19 protein-coding genes are annotated in these 17,829 nt (G+C 67.7%); 1 reads left to right on the top strand and 18 read right to left on the bottom strand.

From position 1 onward, the window contains the following. Positions 1 to 371: 371 nt before the first annotated feature. Positions 372 to 1,010, top strand: a complete 639-nt coding sequence (msrA, locus tag M8231_RS06945; protein WP_249750627.1) for a peptide-methionine (S)-S-oxide reductase MsrA — start codon at positions 372 to 374, stop codon at positions 1,008 to 1,010. Here the strand turns inward: msrA and M8231_RS06940 are convergent, their stop codons facing one another. The 18 genes from M8231_RS06940 to nuoH form a co-directional block, all read right to left on the bottom strand. After that, complete coding sequence (locus M8231_RS06940) at positions 1,011 to 1,715, bottom strand: ABC transporter ATP-binding protein (RefSeq protein WP_250202501.1); 705 nt, start codon at positions 1,713 to 1,715, stop codon at positions 1,011 to 1,013. Next, the gene (locus M8231_RS06935) at positions 1,708 to 2,994 is read right to left on the bottom strand and encodes a lipoprotein-releasing ABC transporter permease subunit (protein ID WP_431307128.1); all 1,287 of its coding nucleotides are present in this window, start codon (positions 2,992 to 2,994) and stop codon (positions 1,708 to 1,710) included. The genes M8231_RS06940 and M8231_RS06935 overlap by 8 nt, the downstream gene beginning before the upstream one ends. Continuing rightward, positions 2,991 to 4,307, bottom strand: a complete 1,317-nt coding sequence (proS, locus tag M8231_RS06930; protein WP_250202500.1) for a proline--tRNA ligase — start codon at positions 4,305 to 4,307, stop codon at positions 2,991 to 2,993. Before proS ends, M8231_RS06935 begins: the two co-directional genes overlap by 4 nt. Before the next feature lie 77 nt (positions 4,308 to 4,384). Then, the gene (locus tag M8231_RS06925) at positions 4,385 to 4,651 is read right to left on the bottom strand and encodes a DUF1467 family protein (protein WP_249750628.1); all 267 of its coding nucleotides are present in this window, start codon (positions 4,649 to 4,651) and stop codon (positions 4,385 to 4,387) included. Between the two features lie 12 nt (positions 4,652 to 4,663). Continuing rightward, positions 4,664 to 5,002 (bottom strand): DUF3088 family protein, encoded by a 339-nt coding sequence (locus M8231_RS06920; RefSeq protein ID WP_249750629.1) that lies wholly within the window; start codon positions 5,000 to 5,002, stop codon positions 4,664 to 4,666. A 53-nt stretch (positions 5,003 to 5,055) separates the two neighbouring features. Then, complete coding sequence (locus tag M8231_RS06915) at positions 5,056 to 5,730, bottom strand: class I SAM-dependent methyltransferase (protein ID WP_249750630.1); 675 nt, start codon at positions 5,728 to 5,730, stop codon at positions 5,056 to 5,058. 93 nt (positions 5,731 to 5,823) lie between these two features. Further along, complete coding sequence (locus M8231_RS06910; RefSeq protein ID WP_250202499.1) at positions 5,824 to 6,732, bottom strand: hypothetical protein; 909 nt, start codon at positions 6,730 to 6,732, stop codon at positions 5,824 to 5,826. Between the two features lie 53 nt (positions 6,733 to 6,785). Then, on the bottom strand, positions 6,786 to 8,459 hold the full coding sequence (locus M8231_RS06905; protein ID WP_250202498.1) for a ribonuclease J: 1,674 nt from the start codon (positions 8,457 to 8,459) through the stop codon (positions 6,786 to 6,788). Further along, positions 8,456 to 9,238 (bottom strand): type III pantothenate kinase, encoded by a 783-nt coding sequence (locus tag M8231_RS06900; protein ID WP_249750632.1) that lies wholly within the window; start codon positions 9,236 to 9,238, stop codon positions 8,456 to 8,458. Before M8231_RS06900 ends, M8231_RS06905 begins: the two co-directional genes overlap by 4 nt. Next, positions 9,235 to 9,984, bottom strand: coding sequence for a biotin--[acetyl-CoA-carboxylase] ligase (locus tag M8231_RS06895; protein WP_250202497.1), 750 nt, complete (start codon positions 9,982 to 9,984; stop codon positions 9,235 to 9,237). The genes M8231_RS06900 and M8231_RS06895 overlap by 4 nt, the downstream gene beginning before the upstream one ends. A 4-nt stretch (positions 9,985 to 9,988) precedes the next feature. Further along, entirely contained in the window at positions 9,989 to 11,431 is a 1,443-nt protein-coding gene (gene nuoN / locus M8231_RS06890; RefSeq protein WP_250202496.1) for an NADH-quinone oxidoreductase subunit NuoN, read from the bottom strand. 9 nt (positions 11,432 to 11,440) lie between these two features. After that, entirely contained in the window at positions 11,441 to 12,925 is a 1,485-nt protein-coding gene (locus M8231_RS06885; protein WP_249750634.1) for an NADH-quinone oxidoreductase subunit M, read from the bottom strand. Between the two features lie 4 nt (positions 12,926 to 12,929). Beyond that, positions 12,930 to 15,041 carry an NADH-quinone oxidoreductase subunit L gene (nuoL, locus tag M8231_RS06880; protein WP_249750635.1) on the bottom strand — a complete coding sequence of 704 codons (2,112 nt, stop codon included), beginning with the start codon at positions 15,039 to 15,041 and terminating at the stop codon, positions 12,930 to 12,932. 7 nt (positions 15,042 to 15,048) lie between these two features. Beyond that, positions 15,049 to 15,357: an NADH-quinone oxidoreductase subunit NuoK gene (nuoK, locus tag M8231_RS06875; protein WP_249750636.1), complete on the bottom strand. Its 309-nt coding sequence runs from the start codon at positions 15,355 to 15,357 to the stop codon at positions 15,049 to 15,051. Then, positions 15,357 to 15,980 (bottom strand): NADH-quinone oxidoreductase subunit J, encoded by a 624-nt coding sequence (locus tag M8231_RS06870; protein ID WP_249750637.1) that lies wholly within the window; start codon positions 15,978 to 15,980, stop codon positions 15,357 to 15,359. Before M8231_RS06870 ends, nuoK begins: the two co-directional genes overlap by 1 nt. 71 nt (positions 15,981 to 16,051) lie before the next feature. Further along, entirely contained in the window at positions 16,052 to 16,543 is a 492-nt protein-coding gene (gene nuoI / locus M8231_RS06865; protein WP_249750638.1) for an NADH-quinone oxidoreductase subunit NuoI, read from the bottom strand. After that, complete coding sequence (locus M8231_RS06860; RefSeq protein ID WP_249750639.1) at positions 16,543 to 16,752, bottom strand: hypothetical protein; 210 nt, start codon at positions 16,750 to 16,752, stop codon at positions 16,543 to 16,545. The genes nuoI and M8231_RS06860 overlap by 1 nt, the downstream gene beginning before the upstream one ends. Beyond that, positions 16,752 to 17,828, bottom strand: coding sequence for an NADH-quinone oxidoreductase subunit NuoH (nuoH, locus tag M8231_RS06855; RefSeq protein ID WP_250202495.1), 1,077 nt, complete (start codon positions 17,826 to 17,828; stop codon positions 16,752 to 16,754). The genes M8231_RS06860 and nuoH overlap by 1 nt, the downstream gene beginning before the upstream one ends. Position 17,829 lies beyond the last annotated feature (1 nt).

Here is a 17,829-nt window from a genome sequence, read left to right as displayed (position 1 = left end):
CGAGATCGTTTGTGGATATCGTTTCACACCCGAATGCACACGCGAAAAACAGGGTCTGAACCGTATGAAAGGTATGAAATCGGCGCCTAAGCCATTGAAACATCGAGCGGCGCATTTCGCACAGCCCGCAAGGCGCCGTGCGAAAATCAGGCGGCCGTCACGCTGAAGGCCAGGGTCCAGGCCATCCAGACAAAGCCGCCGCACGACGCCAGCGACAACATATCCCTTATCAAACGCGGCATGTCCTGCTCTCCGGCGGCGCTGCATGTTCCGGTAATGTTCTATGTTCCTCTTCCGTTCCCGTCAAGGGCCGCCGCTGAAACCATCCGGACCCGCCCATCGTATGCAGGATCAGGACAGGAGAGATCGGCATGATCCGGAAATTCACGACAGCGGCGACCACGGCGGTCTGGGCGGCCACTGCGACGGCGCTTGCGTTGGCGGCGGCGGGCGCGGCGCCCCCGTCCGCCACGGCCCAGTCACAGGGCCTGCAGACGGCCGTCTTCGCCGGCGGGTGCTTCTGGTCGGAGGAGAAGGCGTTCGACGGACTGCCGGGCGTGCGCTCGGCGGTGTCGGGCTTTGTCGGCGGCCATACCGCCCATCCGACCTACGAGCAGGTGGTGCGCGGCGGAACGGGCCACATGGAGGCGGTGCGCGTCACCTTCGATCCCACGGTGGTCAGCTATCGCGCCCTGGCCGACCGCTATTGGCGCACCATCGATCCGACCGATCCCCAAGGGCAGTTCTGCGACCACGGGCCGTCCTATCGCACCGCGATCTTCGCCACGGCCGATCAGCGGGCGGACGCCGTCGCCTCGCGCGATGCGGCCATGCGGACGCTGCGAAAGACCTTCACCACCCCGATCGTCGGGGCCCAGCGGTTCTGGCCAGCGGGGGCCGAGCACCAGGACTACGCCCGGCGACACCCCGCCCGCTACGAGGCCTATCGCATCGGTTGCCGCCGCTCCGAGCGCCTGCGCGCCATCTGGGGCGACGCCGCCGTGGGGTGACTAGTAGGCGTGGCTTTCGGCCGCGCGCTGCTCCAGGTGGCCATCCTTGATGGCGAAGACGCGGTCCATGTGGCCGGCCAGTTCCATGTTGTGGGTGGCGATCAGGGCGGCGACGCCCGTGGTCTTGGCCAGGTCGCGCAGCGATTCGAACACCGACTGGCTGGTGGACGGGTCCAGGTTTCCGGTCGGCTCGTCGGCCAGAAGCAGGCGCGGACGGTTGGCCAGGGCGCGGGCGATGGCCACGCGCTGGCGCTCTCCGCCCGACAGCTGGGCCGGCTGGTGGGTCAGGCGGTCGCCCAGGCCCAGCGCCGCCAGGGTCTCGCCCGCCTTGGCCCGCGCCTCGGCCAGGGAGACGCCGGCGATCCGCATCGGCAGCACCACGTTGTCGCGGGCGTCGAACTCGGGCAGCAGGTGGTGGAACTGATAGACGAAGCCGATGCGCGACAGGCGCAGGCGCGTGCGGGCGCGCTCGTCCAGCCCGCCGACCGCCTCTCCGTCGATGGCGACCGTGCCGGAGGTGGGCTTTTCCAGCAGGCCGGCGGCGTGCAGCAGCGACGACTTGCCCGAGCCCGACGGCCCGATCAGTCCCACGATCTCGCCCGGATAGACATCCAGGTCGACGCCCTTCAGCACGGTCAGACCGCCTTGGGCGGTGGGATAGGTCCGGGTCAGGTCGCGGACCGACAGGATGGGGGCCTCACTCATAGCGCAGGGCCTCCACGGGATCGATGCGGGACGCGGTCCACGACGGCGGCAGGCTGGCGACGCAGCTCATCAGCAGCGACCAGACCGCGACCCAGGTGACGTCCGCCGGGTCCACCAGCGCCGGGATGGCGTCCAGCATATAGACGTCGGAGTTGAACAGCTGGACCCCCAGCAGCCCTTCCAGGAAGTGCTGGATGGCGCCGATGTTCAGGCAGAAGGCCAGGCCCAGGGCCAGGCCCGCCAGGGTGCCGGCCACGCCGATCAGGGCGCCGGACATGAAGAAGATCCGCAGGATCGCCGACGGGCTGGCGCCCACGGTGCGCAGAATGGCGATGTCGCGGGTCTTGTTCTTCACCAGCATGACGATGCCGGAGATGATGTTCATGGCGGCGATGGCCACGACCAGGCCCAGGATGATGCTCATGGCCACGCGCTCGACCTTCAGCGCCCCGGCGAAGGCGGCCATGCGCTCGCGCCAGTCGGTGACGACCGCCCCGGGGCCCGCGGCCTGGCGCACGGCGGCGGCCATGTCGCCCACCCGGTCGGGGTCCTGGACCTTCAGCTCGATCACGTCCCAGACGCCGTCCTTGCCGAAGAACAGCTGGGCCTGCTCCAGCGGCATGAAGATGAAGACCTGATCGAAGTCCGATGTGCCGGAACTGAAGACGCCCCCGACGTAATAGGTCTTTTCCAGCCCGCCCAGATTGCCGAAGGCGCTGTCGGCGCCGGTGGGGGAGTACAGGGTGATCGGATCGCCCACCCGCAGGCCCGTCTGGGCCGCCATCGTCTTGCCGATCAGGATGCGGTCGCCGCCGTAGGCGCCCTTGCCGAAGCTTTCGCGCGCCTCGGGCGTCAGGCTGTCCCAAACATAGGAGGTGTAGGGCAGATCCTGCGGACGCACGCCGCGCACCATGGCGCCCGTGGTGAAGTTGCCGACGCGGATCAGGCTCTGCGACTCGTTCAGCGGCGCCGCGCTGGTCACGCCCGGCACGGCGGCGATGCGCCTGAGGGCGGCGGCCCGGTCCGGCGCGTTCAGCACCGGGCCCTGAACGTACATATGGCCGTTGAACGACAGGGTGCGGCCCAGCAGTTCGCTGCGGAAGCCGGCCATGATGCTCATGACGCTGATCAGCACGGCCACGGCCAGCATGATGCCGACGAAGCTGATGACCGCGATGGTGGCGACGCCCCCCTCCTTGCGCTTGGCGCGCAGATAGCGGACGGCCAGGCCGAGCTCCCACGACGAGAAGGGGCCGGCGGGGCGGGACGGCAGGGTCAAGCGGTCAGCCTTTCGATGGCCTCGGCCAGCGGCACGGAGACCTTCTCGCCGGTGGCGCGCCGCTTCAGTTCGACGACGCCGTCGGCCAGCCCCTTGGGGCCGATGGTCAGCTGCCACGGCACGCCGATCAGGTCGGCGGTGGCGAACTTGCCGCCCGGCCGTTCGTCGGTGTCGTCGTAGAGCACGTCCTTGCCCAGGGCCTTGAGCTGGGCCACGGCGTTGTCGCAGGCGGCCGAGACGGCCTCGTCGCTGACGCGCAGATTGATGACCACCACGTCGAACGGCGCCACGGCGTCGGGCCAGATGATGCCGCCGGCGTCATGGCTGGCCTCGATGATGGCGCCCATCAGACGCGACACGCCGACGCCGTAGCTGCCCATGTGGACATTGACGTCCTGGCCGTCCGGTCCCGCCACGCGGGCCTTCATCGGGGCCGAATACTTCTCGCCGAAGTAGAAGATGTGGCCGACCTCGATGCCGCGCGCCGACAGCCGGTCGGCCTCGGGCGTCTGGCTCTCGAAGGTGGCGGCGTCGTGCATCTCCTCGGTGGCGGCGTACATGGCCGTGCGGGCGTCCACCAGGGCCTGGAGGTCGTCCCAGTCCAGGTCGGCGCCCGGGGCCGGCATCTCGACCAGCTTGCGGTCGCAGAAGACCGCGCTCTCTCCGGTCTCGGCCAGGACGATGAACTCGTGGCTCAGGTCGCCGCCGATGGGGCCGGTGTCGGCGCGCATCGGCACGGCCTTCAGCCCCATGCGGGCGAAGGTGTTCAGATAGGCCACGAACATCCGGTTGTAGGACTTGCGGGCCAAGGCCTCGTCCAGATCGAAGGAATAGGCGTCCTTCATCAGGAACTCGCGCCCGCGCATCACGCCGAAGCGGGGGCGGCGCTCGTCGCGGAACTTCCACTGGATGTGAAACAGGTTCAGCGGCAGCGACTTGTAGGATTTCACATAGGCCCGGAAGATGTCGGTCACCATCTCCTCGTTGGTCGGGCCGTACAGCAGCTCGCGCTCGTGCCGGTCGGTGATGCGCAGCATCTCCGGCCCATAGGCGTCGTAGCGGCCGGATTCCCGCCACAGGTCGGCCAGCTGCAGGGTCGGCATCAGCAGCTCGACCGCGCCCGCCCTCACCTGTTCCTCGCGCACGATCTGCTCGATCTTCCTGAGCACGCGCAGGCCCAGCGGCAGCCAGGCGTAGATGCCGGCCGCCTCCTGTCTGATCATGCCCGCGCGCAGCATCAGCTGGTGCGAGACGATCTGGGCGTCGGAGGGCGCTTCCTTCAGCGTCGGCAGGAAATAGCGCGACAGGCGCATGGTCGGGAATCCTAGGCGTAGAGACAGACGAAGCCTTTAGCCGCACCGGCGGCCCAAAGGCTAGGCCGGCGCGACAATCAAAGCGCCGGGGCGCGCGAGAAGTCGGGCAGCGGCAGCCAGCCGGTGAACAGCAGCACCATGATCAGCGCCCAGACGATGGCCGAGACCCAGGTGGTGGTGATGAACTTCTTCTTCAGGTTCGGCGTCCGGGGCGCGCCCCACTGGCTCCCGTCGGTCGGCGGCTCGTGCACCTCCCTGGACGAGCCCAGCGGCAGGACGGCGAACAGCACCGTCCACCACACCACCAGATAGACGCCGATCATGGTCACGGGGCCGAGGGGCATGGGGCGATCCTTTCAGGGATGCGGGCGGCCGACGCCGTAGCGGGCCGCCAGATAGGGAGCGATGGCGTGGTCCTGGAGGAAGCGCCTTCCGGTCGCTTCGCTGAGCTGGGCGTCAGGCCAATCCCATTCCCCGTCCAGGACCAGGACGGGGCAGCCCTGGTGCGCCTCCCCCACCTGGGCGATCACCGGCGGGCGGGGGCGGGCATGGTCCAGATAGACGACGTTCAACAGGTCGCGCAGGCGGGGGTAGAAGGCCAGGACGCCCTCGATGTAGGCGCCGGCCGGGCAGAACCAGGGACCGCCCTGGTCGTCATGCCAGTCGGGGTTCAGCAGGAAGAGTCGTTCGGCCATCCCTGTCCGTGCCAAGGCGCTCGACGCAGAGTCAAGCGCCTTGGCCCCGGGTGCTATTTTACCGCGTGGAAATAGCAGCGCGGATTGACGGGGTCGTCGAACTTGTTGTGGGGATGTTCGGACACCATCACGTTGCGGAATCCGCACCACTTCAGCATGGCGATCACCGCCGCCGGATTGGGCGACCAGAAGTTGGTGGGGTCCTGGTTGTGCGGCATCGAGTGAAGGAACTGCATCGCGGGATCCTTCACGTCGAGCAGGGCGACCGCCGTCTCGATGATGAGGCATTCGCGCGTGACCTCCGCCGCCCGCTTCAGGATCATCAGCGGGTCGGTGACGTGGTAGATCACGCCGGAAAGCAGCACGATGTCGAACATGCCGACCGTTTCCGGCGAAATGTTCGGGACGTCGATCTCCTTGTCCTCCACCTTGGAGCCAAGGGCGGCGCGCGCATGGTTGAACCCGGCCTGGGTGCCCCAACCCGGCCCGCCCCAGCAGAACCAGTCGGTCGCCAGGACGCGGGACGCGCCACGCTTTTCCGCTTCGAACGAGAAGAAGCCGTCCCAGGCGCCGATATCGAGAACGGTCTTTCCCGCCACGGGATAGCTGAAAACCACGTCCGCCTCCGCACGCAGCAGATCGTTCGCCTTGAAGCCCGGCGTAATCACGCCCTCGCCAAGATCGATGCCGTGAAACCACTGGATGTGTTCGGGGATGACGTTGCTCATGCGCTTCCTCCTCAGGATGCTTCAGGGCGTAGCCCAGCGGATTCGACTTGGGCAAGGAAGAAAGGGACTCTTGATGGCGCCGCGGGCCGGCTTCTAGCCGCACGGAGCCCCGAATCCCGGCGCCCTCAGGGCCAGAAGGATGGACGATCGCGCCCGTTCGCTGATCGCGCCCGCGCCTTCCAGCACGCAGCCGACGGCGGTGTTGGAGTTCGGCGCCAGCAGGCCGTAGGTCAGCTTTTCCTCGGCCAGGCGCGCCTGGGCGCCCTTCAGCGCCTGGACGGCGCCGGCGACGCGGACCGGGTCGTTGGTGATCCGGGTCATCTCGTGAAGGGCCTCGCCGGAACTCGGGAAGTCATAGGCGTCCGGCGTGAAGGGCGCGACCTCGGCGGACAGCCGATTCGGGTGGGCGTCGATGCCGAACTTGGCGTTCTGGCTCGCCGAAAAGGCGATGGCCGGCCCCTGGGCCGGCACGACCAGGATGTAGGCATGGCGCGGGAACAGCAGATAGTGCGCCAGGAATTTCGTCACCGGCACGAACGGCAGGCCGTCGGGCCCCAGGGCATGGGCGCCGACATAGACCCCGGCCGGCAGGCTGCGCGCGTCGATGCGCCCGTTCAGCTTCAGGATCCGGTCCACCATCACATGGTCGAGCAGGAAGACGCCGTCCTCGGCCTCGTCCTCCAGAAAGGCGTGGATGGCGGCCGTATCGGGCGCGGGACCCAGGTCACGGCCGTAGACCGTCGGAAAGGCGGACGGCGACATGGGCTGCCCCGGCGGCGGGCTGAACCACAGGACGCGCAGTTCCTGAACGGTGCGCGCCAGCGGGTCCTCGCCGCGGAACGTCGACAGGCTGAGCGTCAGGTTGACCGCGGCGAACAGGGCGACGAAGCCCGCCAGCCCCTGGCCCGCGATCACCGCCCACCGCCGCCAGCCCTGCAGCGGATGGCGCGCGTGGCGCACCCGCTGCAACAGGCGCGTCGCTGGCTTCGGCTTCGTCGACATCGGCGGCCCCAACGGTTCGAGCGCAGGAATGCGCCCGAACGGTCAAGGTTGCATCACAGGCGCAGGACGACCGTTTCCACGATCGGGCGGCGATCCCAGATCTGCTGGCTGGCCTTCTTCAGGGTGCGGGCGACGGCCTGTTCGATGACCATTTCGTCCTCCAGCGCCTCGCCCTTCAGGCTGGAGACGACGTTTTCGACCCGTTCGGCCAGGTCGTCCAGCACGTCGCCCAGGGGTTTGCGCAGGTCGCCGGGCAGGCCGACGCTGCGGATGTCGATGTCGCTGACGATGCGGCCGCGCTTGTCCAGGCAGAAGGCCACGACCAGCACGCCGTTGGTCGAGGCGTGGCGGCGCTCCTTCAGCGCCTCGCCCTGTTCGGTCACCAGCATTCCGCCGTCGACGTACAGACGCCCGTTCGGCACCTCGTCGACGATGGCGGCCGGGCCGGGCGCCAGGCGCACCATGTCGCCGTTGCGGGGCGTGACGGTCTCGGGGACGCCGACTTCCTTGGCCAGGTTGGCGTGTTCCAGCAGGAAGCGGCGCACGCCGTGGGTGGGCACCGCGATCTGCGGCCGCGCCCATTCGTACATCTGCTTCAGCTCGTCGCGGCACGGGTGGCCGGACACGTGAATGCCGGGGTGGTCCTTCTCGGTGTAGAGGCGCACGCCCCGGTCGGCGAGCCGGTCCTGAAGCCGGCCGATGGCCAGTTCGTTGCCCGGGATCTGGCGCGACGAGAAGATGCAGTGGTCGCCCAGGCCCAGCTTGACCGTCGGGTGGGTGCCGTCGGCGACGCGCGACAGGGCGGCCCTCGCCTCGCCCTGGCTGCCGGTGCACAGGTACAGAATCTCGTCGGCGGGCCAGACGCGGGCTTCCTCGTCGGACAGGAAGGGCTTGATGTCCTGCAGCATGCCGACGTGCTTGGCCGCCGCCGTGATCCGGTGCATCGACCGGCCGGCCAGGGCGACGCGGCGGCCGCAGGCCTCTGCGGCGCGGATGACGCTGTCCATGCGCGCGACGTTGGAGGCGAAGCAGCCCACGGCCACCCGCCCCTTCAGCGTCGAGATCAGCTTGCCCAGGGCCACGGCCACGTCGCCCTCGGACCCCGCCACGCCCGGCACGAAGACGTTGGTGGAATCGCACACCATCGCCAGCACGCCCTTGTCGCCCAGGGCGCGGATGGCGGGGGCGTCGGTCATGGAGCCGATCACCGGCTGGTCGTCGATCTTCCAGTCGCCGGTGTGGAACACCAGGCCCAGGGGCGTGTCGATGGCCAGGCCGTTCGGCTCGGCGATCGAGTGGGTCATGGTGACGAAGGTGACGCCGAACGGACCGATCTGGACCGCGCCGCCCAGCGGAACCTCGATGATCTCCACCTGGTCCAGCAGATTGCGCTCGCGCAGCTTGTCGCGGATCAGATAGGCGGTGAAGGGCGTCGCATAGACCGGGGCCTTCAGGCGCGGCCACAGCCAGCCCAGGGCGCCGATGTGGTCCTCGTGGGCGTGGGTCAGGACGATGCCGCGGATGTCCTCGCCTTCCAGGAAGGCCGGATCGGGCACGATCACGTCCACGCCGGGCGTCGACAGGTCGCCGAAGGTCACGCCGACATCGACCACCAGCCACTGGCGGTTCTCCTCAGGCCCATAGCCGTAGGCGTTCAGGTTCATGCCAACTTCGTCCGAGCCGCCCAGCGGCAGGAAGACGAGTTCGTCGTTTGCTTGTTTTTTCATTCAGCCGTCAGATGGGTATTGCGGCGCCAGATTTCGAGAAGGCCGCGGATGGTGAGGTCCGGATCGAACCGGTCGATGCTGTCGGTCGCGCCTTCGAACAGGCTGGCCACGCCGCCCGTTCCGATGACCGTCATGGGGCGTCCCCACTCCGTCCTGATGCGTGCGACCAGTCCCTCGATGAGGGAGATATAGCCCCAGAAGACGCCGGACTGCATGGCCTCGACCGTGCCCCGGCCGATCACGTGCTCGGGCTTCTGGATGGCGATGCGGGGCAGTTTGGCGGCCGCCTCGTGCAGCGCCTGAAGCGAAAGGTTGATGCCCGGCGCGATCAGCCCGCCCTCGAAGGCGCCGTCGGCCGCCACGATGTCGAAGGTGGTCGCCGTGCCGCTGTCGATCACGATCAGATCGCCGGGATAGAGCAGATGCGCGCCGATGGCGTTGACCAGGCGGTCGGCGCCCGCCTCGCTGGGCTTGGCGATGCGGACCTCTATGCCCAGGTCGACGTTCTCGCCGATCACCAGGGGCTCGATCCGCAGATAGCGCCGCGCCAGGTTTCGCAGGTTGAAGATCGACTGCGGCACCACGCTGGAGATGATGCAGCCGCTCAGGGCGTCGAACTGCAGCCCCTTCATGGTCAGCAACTGGTGCAGCCAGACGGCGTATTCGTCGGCCGTGCGGCTGGCGTCGGTCGCGGTGCGCCACTGGGCGGTCCACTCGTTTCCGTCGTGGATCGCAAACAGCGTGTTGGTGTTGCCCTGTTCGACGGCCAGCAGCATCACGCTGCACGCCCGAAGAAGACGTCGCCGGCCGAGATGATGCGGTGCGATCCGTCGGCCAGGCGCAGGCGAAGCGCGCCGTCCGCCTCCACCCCCTCTGCGACGCCTTCCAGCGTCTCGTGCTCCAGCCGCGCGGTGCACGGGCCGTGCAGACCGACCAGGCGACTGGTCCAGGCGTCCAGGATCGGCTCGAAGCCCAGGGTGCGCCAGCGGCCCCACCAGACGGCGAAGGTCTCGGCCAGGATCTCGGCCGCCGCCTCGACCGGGGGCGCGAAGCCCAGGTCGCCGCGCAGGCGGTCGGCCACGGCGGTCGCGCCGCGCTCGGTCTCGGCCGGGGCATGGGCTAGGTTGACGCCGACGCCGATGGCCAGCCACAGGCCGCCGGCCGGATGCGGACCGCTCTCGACCAGGATGCCCGACACCTTGACCCCGTCCAGCAGGACGTCGTTGGGCCATTTGATCGCCACCAGAGCCGGCGAGACGAAGACGTCCAGCAGGTCCGCGACCGCCAGGGCCGCGACGAAGGTGGCCTTGGCCGCCTCGCCCGCCTTCATCGGCGTGTGCAGCAGCAGGGTGGCGGCCAGATTGCCCGGCTCGGTGCTCCAATGACGGCCACGCCGGCCGCGACCGGCCGTCTGGCGGCGGGCCACGATCCAGCGGGGTCCCGTCTCTCCGGCCTCGGCCAGGCGGCGCGCCTCAGCGTTGGTCGAGTCGATCTCGTCGAGGATGACGAGGGGGGCGGCGTTCACCGCCCTACCCGTTCCCGAAGCCGGCGGCGGCGGCCTTGGTCACCGGCTCCAGCCAGGCCAGGGCACCCAGCACCAGCGGGAAGGAGAAGGCCGCGGCCGCCCAGCCGATCCACTGGGCCTCGGCCGGCGCCTTGTCGGTCGCGATCTCATCGGCCGGAGCGTCGAACCACATCAGCTTGATGATGCGCAGATAGTAGAAGGCGGCCACGACCGAGGCGACCAGGCCGATGGCGGCCACGATCCACAGGCCCGCGTTCGCGGCGGCGCCGAACACATAGTACTTGGCCCAGAAGCCCGACATCGGCGGCATCCCCAGGACGGACAGCGACAGGACGGTCAGGGCCACCGCCGTCAGCGGCCGGTCCTTCTTCAGCCCGGCCAGGTCCTGGATGCGGCGGATCGGACGGCCCGACCTGGACAGCGACAGCAGGATGGCGAAGAAGCCGATCTGGTCGATGACGTACAGGGTCATGAAGATCAGCATGGCCTGGAGCCCCGCCGAGGTGCCGGCGGCCAGGCCCAGCAGGGCGTAGCCGATGTTGGCGATCGACGAATAGGCCAAGAGGCGCTGGATGTCTTTCTGCGCCAGGCCGCCAAAGGCGCCGACGGCGAAGCTGACCAGGGAGATGGCGACCAGAACCTGCGACCACTGGGCGTGGGCCTCGCCGAAGCCGCCTTCCAGCGCGCGGGCGATCAGGACCATGGCGGCCATCTTCGGCGCGGTGGCGAACAGGGCCACGACCGGCGTCGGCGCGCCCTCATAGACGTCGGGCGTCCACATGTGGAACGGCGCGGCCGAGACCTTGAACGCCAGGCCGCAGATCAGGAACACCAGGCCGAAAATCAGGCCCGGGCCCGGGTTGTCCACGGCGAAGGCGGCGATGTCCTGGAACCGCATCGAGCCGGCGAAGCCGTAGATCAGGCTGGCGCCGTACAGCAGCAGGCCCGACGACAGGGCGCCCAGGACGAAATACTTCAGGCCCGCCTCGGACGCCTTGGCGTCGTCGCGGTGGAAGGCGGCCAGGACATAGAGCGCCAGCGAATGCAGCTCGATCCCGACATACATCGAGATCAGGTCGCCCGACGACGCCATCATGCCCATGCCGACCGCGGCCAGCACGATCAGGATCGGATATTCGGTCTTGGCGATGCGGGTGCGCCGCATCCAGCCGTCGCCCAGGATGATGGCCACCGCCGCCGACAGATAGATCACGCTCTTGCCGTAGATGGCCAGCGGGTCGGCGACATAGGCGCCGTTGAACGCCTGGCCCCAGGGGCCGGTGATCGCGATCACCGCGCCGGCGATTAGCAGCAGGACGGACAGCAGCGACACCAGGCGCGTGCTCTTGTCGCCGGCGAAGGCGCCGACCATGAGCAGCACCAGGGCGCCGACCGCGAGGGTGGCTTCCGAGGCGGCGAGGTGAAGGGCCGAGGAGAGGTCAATCATGCTTCAGTCTCACCCGCCGATCGCGACGCGATAGGCATTGGTCAGGGCCTCGACGGCGGGCCCGGTGTAATCGAGGACGGCGCCCGGATAGACGCCCAGCCAGAGGGTGCCGACGATCAGCGGCACGAACAGCAGCAGTTCGCGCTTGTCGATGTCGGTGATGGTCTGGAGCTTCGGATTGGTGATCTCGCCGAACATCACGGCGCGATACAGCGTCAGCGCATAGACCGCCGAGAAGATCACGCCCGAGGCCGCGATCAGCGCCGCCCAGGTCGAGGCGCGGTAGGCGCCGGTCATGGTCAGCACTTCGCCGATGAAGCCCGAGGTGCCCGGCAGGCCGACGTTGGCCATGGTGAACATCAGGAAGATGGCGGCGAACCACGGCATCCGGTTGGTCAGCCCGCCGTAGAAGGCGATCTCGCGGGTGTGCATCCGGTCATAGACGACGCCGACGCACAGGAACAGCGCGCCCGAGATCAGGCCGTGGCTGATCATCTGGAACACGGCGCCCTGCATCCCCTGGTCGTTGCCCGAGAAGATGCCCAGGGTCACGAAACCCATGTGCGCCACCGACGAGTAGGCGATCAGCTTCTTGATGTCGGTCTGACGCCAGGCGACCAGCGAGGTGTAGACGATGGCGATCACCGACAGGGTGAAGACCAGCGGACGGAACATCTCCGACGCCATCGGGAACATCGGCACGTTGAACAGGATGAAGCCGTATCCGCCCAGCTTCAGCAGGATGCCGGCCAGGATGACCGAACCGGCCGTGGGCGCCTGGACGTGGGCGTCGGGCAGCCAGGTGTGCACCGGCCACATCGGCATCTTCACCGCGAACGAGGCGAAGAAGGCCAGCCACAGGATCGGCTGCACGGCCGGGTCGAAGGCGAAGCGCTTCAGCTCGGGGATGCTGGTGGTGCCGGCCGTATGGGCCATCCACAGCATGGCCAGCAGCATCAGCACCGACCCCAGCAGGGTGTAGAGAAAGAACTTGTAGGCCGCGTAGATCCGGTTCTGACCGCCCCAGATGCCGATGATCAGGAACATCGGCACCAGGGTGCCTTCGAAGAAGATGTAGAACAGGAACAGGTCCAGCGACGTGAACACGCCGATGACCAGCGTCTCCAGCACCAGGAAGGCGATCATGTATTCGACGACTCGCGTCTCGATCGACTTCCAGCTGGCCAGGATGCAGATCGGCATCAGGAAGGCGGTCAAGAGGACGAACAGGATCGACACTCCGTCCACGCCCAGATGATAGCTGGCGCCGGCGAACCAGGGCGCGAACTCCACGAACTGATAGCCGGTGTTCGCCGGATCGAAGCCGGCGACCAGCACGACCGAGACGGCCAGGACCGCCAGGGTCACGCCCAGGGCGATCCAGCGCGCGGCCGGCGCGGCGGCGTCCTGCGACCTGGACGCCAGCCGGGCGACGAAGATCGCCAGGGCGCCCAGCAGCGGGAGGAAGGTGACGAGGCTCAGGATGTAGGGCACGAGATCAGGCTCCCCACGCGAGGATGGCGAAGGTGAGCAGACCCGCCACCCCGAGCAGCATCACGAAGGCATAGTGATAGACATAGCCGGACTGGATCTTGGCCAGTCGGGCCGCGGATTTGAGCGACGCCCAGGCGGCGCCGTTGGGGCCCAGGCCGTCGATGATCTTCACGTCGCCGACCTTCCAGAAGAAGTTCCCGATGGCCCGGAAGCCGCGCACGAAGACGAAGTCGTACAGCTCGTCGAAATACCACTTGTTGTACAGGAAGCGGTACACGACGCCGTCGCGCTCGGCCATGCGGCGGCCCATGCCTTCACGGGCGACGTAGATCCAGTAGGCGAAGGCTGTGCCGATCAGCGTCAGGATCAGCGGCGACCACTTCACCCAGGTCGGGACGTCGTGGCTTTCGTGGAGCACATGGTTGTGGGTGCCGACGAAGATGGCCCCGCGCCAGAACTCGTGCTCGTGGTGGCCGATGAAGAAGGGCGCGAAGACGAAGCCCGCCGCCACCGCGCCGACCGACAGGGCCAGCAGCGGCACCAGCATGACCCACGGGCTCTCGTGCGGATGCAGCGGACCGTGGTGGGCGTGGTCGTCGTGAGCGTGGTCGTCATGCGCGGCGTGGGCCACGGCGTGACCATCGGCGTCGGGCAGCGGCTCCGAATGGGTCTCCAGCTGCGCGTCGGTGGCGTGATCGTCGGCGTGATGGGCGCCCTCTTCCTTCCACACCGGCTTGTTGTGGAAGGTCATGAACACCAGGCGCCACGAATAGTAGGCCGTCAGGCCTGCGGCGATGATGCCCACGAAGAAGGCGAACATGCCGACCGCGCTGTGGCCCGAAGCCGCCGAGGCGAAGGCGCTCTCGATGATCGAGTCCTTGGAGTAAAAGCCGGCGAAGCCGCCGACGCCGGGGATGCCCAGGCCGGTGATGGCGATCGTGCCGATGGTCATGACCGCATAGGTCACCGGCAGCAGCTTCCACAGTCCGCCCATCCTCCGCATGTCCTGCTCGTGGTGCATGCCGTGGATCACCGAACCGGCGCCCAGGAACAGCAGGGCCTTGAAGAAGGCGTGGGTGAACAGGTGGAACATGGCGGCCTGATAGGCGCCGACGCCCGCCGCGAAGAACATGTAGCCCAGCTGCGAACAGGTCGAATAGGCGATGACCCGCTTGATGTCGTTCTGGGTCAGGCCGACCGTGGCGGCGAACAGGGCCGTGATCGCGCCGATGATGGCGATGATCTGGGCCGCGCCCGGCGCGTGCTCGTAGATCGGGCTCAGCAGGCAGACCATATAGACGCCGGCGGTCACCATGGTGGCGGCGTGGATAAGGGCCGACACGGGGGTCGGGCCCTCCATCGCGTCGGGCAGCCAGGTGTGCAGGAAGAACTGCGCCGACTTGCCCATGGCGCCGATGAACAGCAGGAAGCCCGCCAGATCGAGCGCCGACCACTGGACGCCCAGGAACTCCCACGTCGTGCCGGCGCGCTCGCCGATCATCGGGAACAGTTCGGCGAACTCGATCGTGCCGTACATCCAGAAGATCGTCATGATCCCCAGGACGAAGCCGAAGTCGCCGACGCGGTTGACGACGAAGGCCTTGATGGCCGCGGCGCTGGCCGTGGGCTTCTTGAACCAGAAGCCGATCAGCAGATAGGACGCCAGGCCCACGCCTTCCCAGCCGAAGAAGATCTGCATGAAGTCCGCCGCCGTCACCAGCGCCAGCATCATGAAGGTGAACAGGCTCAGATAGGCGAAGAAGCGCGGCTTGGAGTCGTCCTCCGCCATGTAGCCCCAGGAGTACAGGTGCACCAGCGACGAGACGCTGGTGACCACGATCAGCATGGTCGCCGACAGGGCGTCGATGCGGATCGACCACGCCGACTGGAAGTCGCCCACGTTGATGAACGGCAGCAGGCGCAGGGTGAACGGCTCCAGATGGCCCCAGGTCCACTGGCCGAACACCGTCCAGGCCACGGCGCACGAGAAGAACAGCAGGCCGGTCGTGACCGCCTGCGACGGGACGTTGCCGATCCGCCGGCCGAAGAAGCCGGCGATCGCCGCGCCCAGCAGCGGGGCGAAGACGCCCAGGATGACGAGAGTCTGAAGAGTCACTGTCGGATCAGCCCTTCATCACGGAGGCGTCGTCCACGGCGATGTCGCCGCGGTTTCTGAAGAAGGTCACCAGGATGGCCAGGCCGACGGCGGCCTCGGCCGCGGCGACGGTCAGGACGAACATGGCCATGATCTGCCCCGACACCTCGTTGAGGTAGGTCGAGAAGGCGACGAAGTTGATGTTCACCGCCAGCAGGATCAGCTCGATCGACATCAGGATGATGATGACGTTCTTGCGGTTCACGAAGATGCCGAACACGCCGATGGTGAACAGGATGGCGGCGACCGCCAGGTAATGCTGCAGTCCGACGACCATTACAGAAGCTCCTCGGGCGACACGCCCTGCCCGCTCTGGACCGTCTTGACCTCCATGGCCTTGGCGGCCGGGCGGTTGATCTGGTCGGCGATGTTCTGGCGCTTGATGTGCGGCTTGTGGCGCAGGGTCAGGGTGATGGCCCCGATCATGGCGATCAGCAGCACGATCCCGGCGGCCTGGAAGAAATAGACGTAGTCCGTGTAAAGCACCCGGCCGATCGCCTCGACATTACTCACGTCGGGCCGGGGCGCGCCCAGCACGGCGTCGGCGGCCGCGCCGTTCTGGACCACGGCGACGGACACCAGGATCATCTCGACCAGCAACACGCCGGCGATGATGATCGCCAGCGGCAGGTAGCGCGCAAAGCCTTCGCGCAGCTTCAGGAAGTCCACGTCCAGCATCATGACGACGAACAGGAACAGCACCGCGACGGCGCCGACGTAGACGACGACCAGCAGCATGGCCAGGAACTCGGCCCCCAGCAGCACGAACAGGCCGGCGGCGGAGAAGAAGGCCAGGATCAGCCACAGCACGCTGTGCACCGGGTTGCGCGCGGTCACGACCAGAAGGCCGGACACCACGGCGGTCGCCGCCAGCAGATAGAAGGCTATGCCTTGCAGCATGTCGGGACGAAGCCCCTTTCGTCTCGGCCCCGGTCCCTTGGCGGAATCGGCGGCCCGTTAGCGTCAGCGCCTTAGCGGTAAGGCGCGTCGAGTTCCAGATTCTTGGCGATCACGCGTTCCCAGCGGTCGCCGTTGTCCAGCAGGCGGGCCTTGTCGAACAGCAGCTCCTCGCGGGTCTCCACCGCGAACTCCGAGTTCGGGCCTTCCACGATGGCGTCCACCGGGCAGGCCTCCTGGCACAGGCCGCAGTAGATGCACTTGACCATGTCGATGTCGTAGCGGGTCGTGCGGCGGCTGCCGTCGGCGCGCGGCTCGGCCTCGATGGTGATGGCCTGGGCCGGGCAGATGGCCTCGCACAGCTTGCAGGCGATGCAGCGTTCCTCGCCGTTCGGGTAGCGGCGCAGAGCGTGCTCGCCGCGGAAGCGGGGCGATTGCGGATTCCGCTCGAACGGATAGTTCACGGTGGCCTTGGGACGGGCCATGTATTTCAGGGTCAGGCCGATGGCGCCGACGGCGTCCAGCATCAGCGCGCCCTTGGCGGCCTGGGCGATCCGGTTGAACATCAGAAACGATCCTCTGGCGCGGGGGCGCCGTTGGTTGAAGTCGGTTGGGCGGGCGCGGCCTTGGCCTGTCGGGCGCGCCATTCCTGCTCGATGCGGTCCTGGCGCCGCTCCCACTGATAGCCGGACTCGGGCATGCGCGGGTCGGCCGCGCAGCCGCCCAGGACCGCGCCGGTCGCCGCCAGCGTCAGGATGGAAATGGACGCCCTCATCAGCCGCCCACCACGAAGACGCGCCAGGCCGAGGTGATCACCACGGCGACCAGCGAGGCGGGCAGGAAGATTTTCCAGCCCAGGCGCATCAGCTGGTCGTAGCGGTAGCGCGGCACGAAGGCCTTCACCAGGGCGAACGCCAGGAACCACAGCACGGTCTTCACGATGAAGGTCGCGACGTAGATCGTGTACTCCAGCCAGCCCGGCAGGCCGTCCAGAACGGATTGCGGGATGATCCCGGGGTTCCAGCCGCCGAAGAACAGGATGCTGACCATCGCCGACATGAAGACGATGTTGACGTACTCGCCCATCATGAACAGCAGATAGGTCGTGGAGGCGTATTCGACCTGGTAGCCGGCGACCAGTTCGGACTCGGCCTCGGGCAGGTCGAACGGCGGGCGGTTGGTCTCGGCCAGGGCCGAGACGAAGAAGACGATCATCATCGGGAACAGGACCAGGATCAGCGGCCAGGTCCCCGCCCCGCCCCCGAAGGCGTACCAGTTCCAGAACATGCCCTTCTGGCTGTCGACGATGGTCGACAGGTTCATCGAACCGGCCAGCAGGATCACGTTGATGATGATCAGGCCCAGCGACACCTCATAGGACACCATCTGCGCGGCCGACCGCAGCGACCCCAGGAAGGGATATTTCGAGTTCGAGGCCCAGCCGCCCATGATGATGCCGTACACGCCCAGCGACGACACCGCGACGATGTACAGGATGCCGACGTTCAGGTCCGACATCACCCAGCCCGGCGCGAACGGGATCACCGCCCACGCCATGAAGGCCAGGATGACGGTGATGACCGGCGCCAAGAGGAAGACCGCCTTGTCGGCGCCCGCCGGGACCACGACCTCCTTCAGCACGAACTTCAGCATGTCGGCGAAGGATTGCAGCAGGCCGAAAGGGCCGACGACGTTGGGGCCCTTGCGCATCTGCACGCCGGCCCAGACCTTGCGGTCGGCCAGCAGCAGGAAGGCGACGAAGACCAAGACGACCACGGTGATCAGCAGGACCTGGCCGACCGTCAGCAGCGTCCAGCCGACCGGGGTGCTCCAGAAGGAAACGGGGTCCATG

Source organism: Brevundimonas albigilva, assembly GCF_023573565.1.
In the GTDB taxonomy this organism is placed as follows: Bacteria; Pseudomonadota; Alphaproteobacteria; order Caulobacterales; family Caulobacteraceae; genus Brevundimonas; species Brevundimonas albigilva.
The sequence above is the reverse complement of the archived record's forward strand: the minus strand, read 5'-3'. Positions and strand labels throughout refer to the sequence as shown.

Bases quoted from the DNA above. Each gene is read 5' to 3' on its own strand.
- msrA (WP_249750627.1), top strand. From the start codon at position 372: ATGATCCGGAAATTCACGACAGCGGCGACCACGGCGGTCTGGGCGGCC.
- M8231_RS06940 (WP_250202501.1), bottom strand. From the start codon at position 1,715: ATGAGTGAGGCCCCCATCCTGTCGGTCCGCGACCTGACCCGGACCTAT.
- proS (WP_250202500.1), bottom strand. From the start codon at position 4,307: ATGCGCCTGTCGCGCTATTTCCTGCCGACGCTGAAGGAAGCGCCCTCC.
- M8231_RS06925 (WP_249750628.1), bottom strand. From the start codon at position 4,651: ATGCCCCTCGGCCCCGTGACCATGATCGGCGTCTATCTGGTGGTGTGG.
- M8231_RS06920 (WP_249750629.1), bottom strand. From the start codon at position 5,002: ATGGCCGAACGACTCTTCCTGCTGAACCCCGACTGGCATGACGACCAG.
- M8231_RS06915 (WP_249750630.1), bottom strand. From the start codon at position 5,730: ATGAGCAACGTCATCCCCGAACACATCCAGTGGTTTCACGGCATCGAT.
- M8231_RS06910 (WP_250202499.1), bottom strand. From the start codon at position 6,732: ATGTCGACGAAGCCGAAGCCAGCGACGCGCCTGTTGCAGCGGGTGCGC.
- M8231_RS06905 (WP_250202498.1), bottom strand. From the start codon at position 8,459: ATGAAAAAACAAGCAAACGACGAACTCGTCTTCCTGCCGCTGGGCGGC.
- nuoN (WP_250202496.1), bottom strand. From the start codon at position 11,431: ATGATTGACCTCTCCTCGGCCCTTCACCTCGCCGCCTCGGAAGCCACC.
- nuoK (WP_249750636.1), bottom strand. From the start codon at position 15,357: ATGGTCGTCGGACTGCAGCATTACCTGGCGGTCGCCGCCATCCTGTTC.
- M8231_RS06870 (WP_249750637.1), bottom strand. From the start codon at position 15,980: ATGCTGCAAGGCATAGCCTTCTATCTGCTGGCGGCGACCGCCGTGGTG.
- nuoI (WP_249750638.1), bottom strand. From the start codon at position 16,543: ATGTTCAACCGGATCGCCCAGGCCGCCAAGGGCGCGCTGATGCTGGAC.
- M8231_RS06860 (WP_249750639.1), bottom strand. From the start codon at position 16,752: ATGAGGGCGTCCATTTCCATCCTGACGCTGGCGGCGACCGGCGCGGTC.
- nuoH (WP_250202495.1), bottom strand. From the start codon at position 17,828: ATGGACCCCGTTTCCTTCTGGAGCACCCCGGTCGGCTGGACGCTGCTG.